Annotated in this window: 3 protein-coding genes and 1 pseudogene; 3 read left to right on the forward strand and 1 reads right to left on the reverse strand. The window is 56.0% G+C overall.

Annotation, left to right across the window (positions count from 1 at the left end):
- Positions 1-369 precede the first annotated feature (369 nt).
- Entirely contained in the window at positions 370-987 is a 618-nt protein-coding gene (locus T18_RS26085) for a TetR/AcrR family transcriptional regulator C-terminal ligand-binding domain-containing protein (RefSeq protein WP_051489741.1), read from the forward strand.
- Here the strand turns inward: T18_RS26085 and T18_RS26090 are convergent.
- Entirely contained in the window at positions 981-2741 is a 1761-nt protein-coding gene (locus tag T18_RS26090) for a peptidoglycan D,D-transpeptidase FtsI family protein (RefSeq protein WP_038496489.1), read from the reverse strand. The two genes, T18_RS26085 and T18_RS26090, sit on opposite strands and share 7 nt — an antisense overlap.
- 228 nt (positions 2742-2969) lie before the next feature.
- On the opposite strand from T18_RS26090, the gene T18_RS26095 reads away from it, so the two are divergent.
- Both T18_RS26095 and T18_RS26100 read left to right on the forward strand, forming a co-directional pair.
- Positions 2970-5354 carry a penicillin-binding protein 1A gene (locus T18_RS26095; protein ID WP_038496492.1) on the forward strand — a complete coding sequence of 795 codons (2385 nt, stop codon included), beginning with the start codon at positions 2970-2972 and terminating at the stop codon, positions 5352-5354.
- Between the two features lie 90 nt (positions 5355-5444).
- A pseudogene (locus tag T18_RS26100) lies at positions 5445-5916 on the forward strand (IS110 family transposase); the annotation flags it as partial.

Here is a 5916-nt window from a genome sequence, read left to right on the forward strand (position 1 = left end):
CGCCTACGAAGGAGAAATTCGATGCCACTCGAATGAACAATTGACAAAAATCCTGATGTGAACGGATACGAACCAACGGCTACCGAACCTTTTAATCTAAAGATCTGATATATGAGAATCTTTTTGGGTATGTGGAAGTTTAGAGGTTCGATTCAAGCTTGTCGTCTACTCCTGCTACTTTTGAACAACAATGGTGTTGGATGTCCTAGATTCAAGTGTCCCGAGGCGATGATCTAGTTCGATAGGTGTCCATCTCACTGTCCGAATCCAAAATGGCCACGCCGTAAGTCCTTGCATTCATGGGTATCGAAAACGCGTTTCCCGTGCTAGTCGCTCTGAACCTTGAACTTCGAAGTGTGGAGGTGACTGTTGGCGCGAGCACTCATAAGGCCTGGCGGGAGAAGTGAACGGATCCAGATCGCGGTTCACGCTGCAGTCCGGGCGTTGCTTGAAGAGCATCATGGCCAAGACGTCACGGTGGCCATGATCGCTGAACGAGCCGAAGTCCCGCCATCCACGATCTATCGTCGGTGGGAGACTCTTCCGAAGCTCCTGGAAGATGTCGCCAGCGAGCGCTTCATTCCCGACAGCATACCGGTCAACACGGGGAGCTTCCGCGGCGACCTCGAGATCTGGCTTGAGCAACTGGTCGATGACATCTCGTCGGGACCGGGGCACGCGCTGTTTCGCGAACGGATCAGCAATGTCCGTATGGCGCAGGCAGCGGCGGGCTATGTCTACCAGAATCTCGTCTGCCTGATTGACCGTTACGCTGAGCAAGGTGAGGACGTGTTCATTGCCGACCGCCTAATGGATATGATATTCGCGCCGATCATCTACAGGATCTTTTTCACAGGGCAATCGATCGCAAAGGCCTATCAGGTCGAGCTAATCGAGAACGCGCTCTCCTCACCGGGCACGACACGACCGTTCGAGAGCCAGCCGTCGATCAGGGAATATGTTCTCTACGAGAATGATCCTCAGTAGTTGACGAGAAGGCTCTCGCCGCCATCATCGTCACCGAACCTGGGCTGTACACCAAGAAGCGTCGCGGAGCGACTGATAATCGCCTTTGCCATTGGTGCGGCGGTATAAGCTGCAAGCCTTCCACCCTTCTCACCTGTCAGCGGAGCGTCGATGATTGTTAGGACGACGTAGCGAGGCTTGTCGATAGGGAACGCGGCGAGGAAAGCATTGAAATTCAAATGTGCGGCATATCGGCCGTTGACGACCTTATCCGCAGTCCCGGTCTTACCTCCGACATTGTAGCCGGGAACGCGAGCATTTCGACCGGATCCCTTCACTCCGTTCCAGTGGAACAGGTAGCGCATATCGGAACTGGTTTTCGATTTTACGACCTGGTGGGCGATTGCGTCGGCCTGATCACGGGATCGCGGAAGGAACGTCGGCTCAATCAGCTTGCCGCCATTGACCAGTGCCGCACCGGCTACGGCGGTCTGCAACGGCGTCGTCGCCACTCCGTGACCGAACGAGATCGTCGCTTGGTTGATCTTCCTCCAGACGCGTGGCTGGCTCGGTGTCGCGACCTCCGGGAGCTCAGTCTTCATTTTCGACAACAGACCTAGGCGTTTCAGAAACGCCTGGTGATCGCCTATTTCGACCAGCGAGGCGATGCCGGCAGTGCCGATGTTGGACGAATACTGGAAGATTTCCGGAACTGTGAGAGGCCGGTACTGGCCATGGTCGTCCTTGATCGTGAATCCGGCCATCCGGAGAGGTTTGGACGCATCGATAACCGAGTTCAAAGTGACCTTGCCCTCATCCAGGCCCATTGCGAGAGTGAAGCTCTTGAACGTCGAGCCCATTTCAAACGTCGCGTTGCTCATGCGGTTGAACCAGCCCTTCTCATACTCCTTGTCGACCGATCCATCGGGCAGAGTGCGCGACGGCTGATTGGGGTCATAGTCCGGAACCGATGCCATCGCGAGAACCTCGCCCGTATCGGCGTCCAGCACCACCGCACCGGCGGCCTCCGCCTGATAATCGATCATCGCTTTGGTAATGACTTCATGGACGATGCTCTGAACCCGCAGATCGATCGAAAGCCGGACCGGCTCAAGGGCGGTGCCTCCCGTGATACCACTGGCCCGGAGATCCATTAGCCCTTCCTGGTCGAGATAACGCTCCATACCCGCAAGGCCGCGATTATCCACGTTAACGTGGCCAAGGATATGGGCCGCGGTCGAACCGCCGGGATAAAAGCGTCTTTTTTCCGGCCGGAAACCGATGCCAGGAATGCCCAGTGCAAGAATATCGGCCTGCTGTCGCGGAGTCAGTTGTCGGCGGAGCCATTGAAACGCAGACTGCGACTTGAGCTTGCGGTAGGTATCCTGCCAGTCCAACTGTGGAACCACAGATGCGAGCTTCTCGACCGCCTCGTCCACATCCACGATACGCCTTGGCTCGGCATAGAGCGAGACCATGTCGAGATCAGTAGCGAGCATCTCACCGTTGCGGTCAGTGATCTCCGGGCGGGATGCGGGGATTGCCACGTTTCCAAGCGAACTGGTGACGACGCGCGAGGCCAAACCGTACTGCATCAGCCTGAGACCGACGATGCCGTAAAGAGTCACAAAGCACATAACCAAGACTAGGATTCGAGACCGCGCTATACGGCTGCGTGCGTTCCGCGCACCGATGGCGCTATGACCAGCCACCGTCTTCGAAAGCGCGAAGTTCGACTGGCTTCGAGCCACCAGAATTCTCGACATATAGCTCATTGGTAATCCGTGGTCTGGTCGTGAATTTGCATGCGGGCTGACGATCCGCAGGGGTGCGCGATGCGAAAAGAATATTTAATGCATTTCGAGTAGCATTAGTGGGTTGCCAATCTCTTAATGCGATTCATGTTGCAATAGCAAGTGTGAAGGTCTATCCAGACCGCCTCTTGGAAGCCGCCGCTTCACTCTCGGCCTCCGACACCCACACCCACACCCAGGAAGGCAGTTGTGCTGAGATTGATTGGATACCTATTCTCCCTGGCCAGTATGGTCGTGCTCGTAAGCGCGATCGCTGTCGGGATCTTCGTTGCCAATGCACAGCGAGACCTACCGGACTACATGACACTTGCCGACTATTCACCTCCGGTGAAGTCCAGGATTTATGCCGCCAACGGCGAAGTAATAGCTGAGTTTGCTACGGAGCCGAGGATTTTCCTTCCAATCCAGTCCGTCCCCGATCGGGTGAAAGCGGCATTCATTTCGGCTGAGGACAAGAACTTCTATAATCACTCGGGCCTTGATTTCAGCGGCCTCGCAAGGGCTGTTCTCGTCAACCTCACAAACATGGGAAGTGAGAGGAGAATGGTCGGCGCATCGACGATAACCCAGCAGGTCGCCAAAAACCTTCTCCTCAGTTCCGATCAAACGATGACGCGAAAGGTGAAGGAGGCACTGCTTTCGATCCGAATAGAGAGCGCATTCTCCAAGGACCGAATCCTTGAGCTTTATCTGAACCAGATCTTCTTCGGTCAGCGATCTTATGGAATTGCCCAGGCGGCTCTGACGTATTTCGGCAAGTCTGTCAGCGACCTGTCTTTGGCGGAGTGTGCCTATCTCGCAGCACTTCCAAAGGGCCCTGCCAATTACAACCCGTACCAGTTTGCAGAAGCGGCGGTCGAACGTCGGAACTGGGTGATCGATCGCATGGTGGAGAACGGTTACATATCGGGCGAAATTGCCCAAACTGAGAAACGCAAACCTCTTGGCGCCTCACGCCAGCCGGTACCCACCAGATTCGATGAAGCCGGCTACTTCATTGATGATGTAAGGAGGACTATGGTCGGCGAACTCGGCGAACAAGGCCTTTACGAGGGCGGCTACTCTGTTCGGACATCGCTCGATCCGGTCATGCAGCGACAGGCACAGAATGCCTTGAGATCTGCACTGCTGAAATACGACGAACAGCGTGGCTATCGCGGGCCACTCGATCATATCGCTGCTGCGGCGAGCCGGTCGGCAGCCCTCGAAAAATACAAAAGTGCATTTGGCGTTCCGGGCTGGATGGCCGCAGAGGTTACAGCAGTCGGACCGGACGGTGCAGATCTGGCGCTGATGGACACGACAGAAAGTTCGGCACACATCGGCTTGTCGGGGATGAAATGGGCCCTAGGACGGAAAGGGCCGAAGGAACTTCTAAAGTCGGGCGACATCGTCCTGGTCGAAAAGGAACCATCGAACGACTATCGACTTCGCCAGTTGCCGCAAGTGCAAGGCGCGCTTATCGCAATGCGTCCGGATACAGGGCGCGTTTTGGCAATGGTTGGCGGCTTCTCCTACGGCCAGTCGCAGTTCAATCGAGCAACCCAGGCTTTTCGGCAGCCGGGATCCGTCTTCAAGCCGATCGTGTATGCCGCCGCTCTGGACAACGGTTTTTCTCCTGCCACGGTCATCCGCGATGAACCTGTGGAGTTTCGGCTTGGCAGCCAGGTGTGGTCTCCAAAAAACGATGGCGGCCACTACGAAGGTCCGGTCACGCTTCGCTTTGGAATAGAGCATTCCCGCAACGTCATGGCGGCAAAGCTCGCATCTGCCGTCGGAATGGACACTGTCATGGAATATGCCGAGCGTCTCGGCATTTACGAGCATCGTTCACCCGTCTTGTCCATGTCGCTCGGATCCGGGGAGACCACCCTGATGAAGATGGTCTCAGCCTATTCCGTGATCGCCAATGGTGGCCTGCAAGTTACCCCAAGTCTCATAGACCGCACCCAGGACCGGACGGGACGGACTGTCTATCGTCAGGACCAGCGTAAGTGCGTCTATTGCAATGTCACCACGTGGAGTGAACAGGACGAACCACAATTGATCGACACAAGGGAGCGGATCCTAGACCCGATGACCGCGTACCAGACGATTACCATGATGGAAGGTGTCATCGAACGCGGAACGGCATCACGCCGGGTACGGTTGGGCCGTCCGGTTGCAGGAAAGACGGGAACCACCAATGACAATCGAGATGCCTGGTTTGTAGGCTTCACGCCCGAGCTCGTGACCGGGATTTATATAGGCTACGACGACCCCAAAAGTCTTGGGCGAGCGAGTAGCGGAAGCGGATTGGCGGCTCCTGTGTTCAATTCGTTCATGAATGCCGCGTTGGCAGATACACCTATTTCGGGCTTTCATATGCCGGATGGCATGACGGAATATCGGATCGGTCGGCACACCGGCATGTTAGCGCGACAGCAAGACTCCGACATAGTTATAGAGGCCTTTAAGCCTGGCACTGGGCCAGCGATGTCGTTTACGACGCTTGGGGATCCACTGGGCGCAACATTAGAATCAAGCCCACAGACGCAGCGTGCCCTCGACACAGGGGCGGTTGGACTATTCTAGTTGCTCTTGAGATCCCATCAGGGGTGAGTAGCGGCCTGCACCGTGGCAGAGTGAGGTCGCTAGAAAACTCTCTGGAGGCCAACCATGCCGATGACAGCAGATCAATCTCAAGCGCCGACCGCCACTCTCGTCGATCTTGGCGCAATTTTCATCTCCTTGGAATTAAGCAAGTCGACCTGGCTGGTGACAGCTCTGTCGCCTTGTAGCGAGAAGATGTCTCGCCACACCGTGGCGGGAGGTGATTTAATTGGCCTGTTCGAATGCTTCACTGCGCTTCGCCAGAAAGCAAAACGGCGGAAGGACAGACTGTACCCGTTGGTCGTAATTCAGGAAGCCGGACTGGATGGCTTCTGGCTAGGCCGGGTACTCGACAAGGAAGCCTGGATAGAAAGCCACATTGTCGAGGCCGGATCGATCGCCATGCCGCGTCGACATCGTCGAGCGAAGACTGATCGTCTTGATGGAGAAACTCTAATCCGCGCGTTGATTGCATGGAAACGTGGCGAGCCGCGGGCCTGCTCAATGGTGAAGCTTCTCTCGCCCGAGGAAGAAGACAACCGAC

The organism is Rhizobium sp. TBD182, from assembly GCF_001950375.1.
GTDB lineage: Bacteria > Pseudomonadota > Alphaproteobacteria > Rhizobiales > Rhizobiaceae > Agrobacterium > Agrobacterium tumefaciens.

What these genes read in the sequence shown, in the direction of transcription:
- T18_RS26090 (WP_038496489.1), bottom strand. Translation starts at nt 2,741, where the DNA reads ATGAGCTATATGTCGAGAATTCTGGTGGCTCGAAGCCAGTCGAACTTC.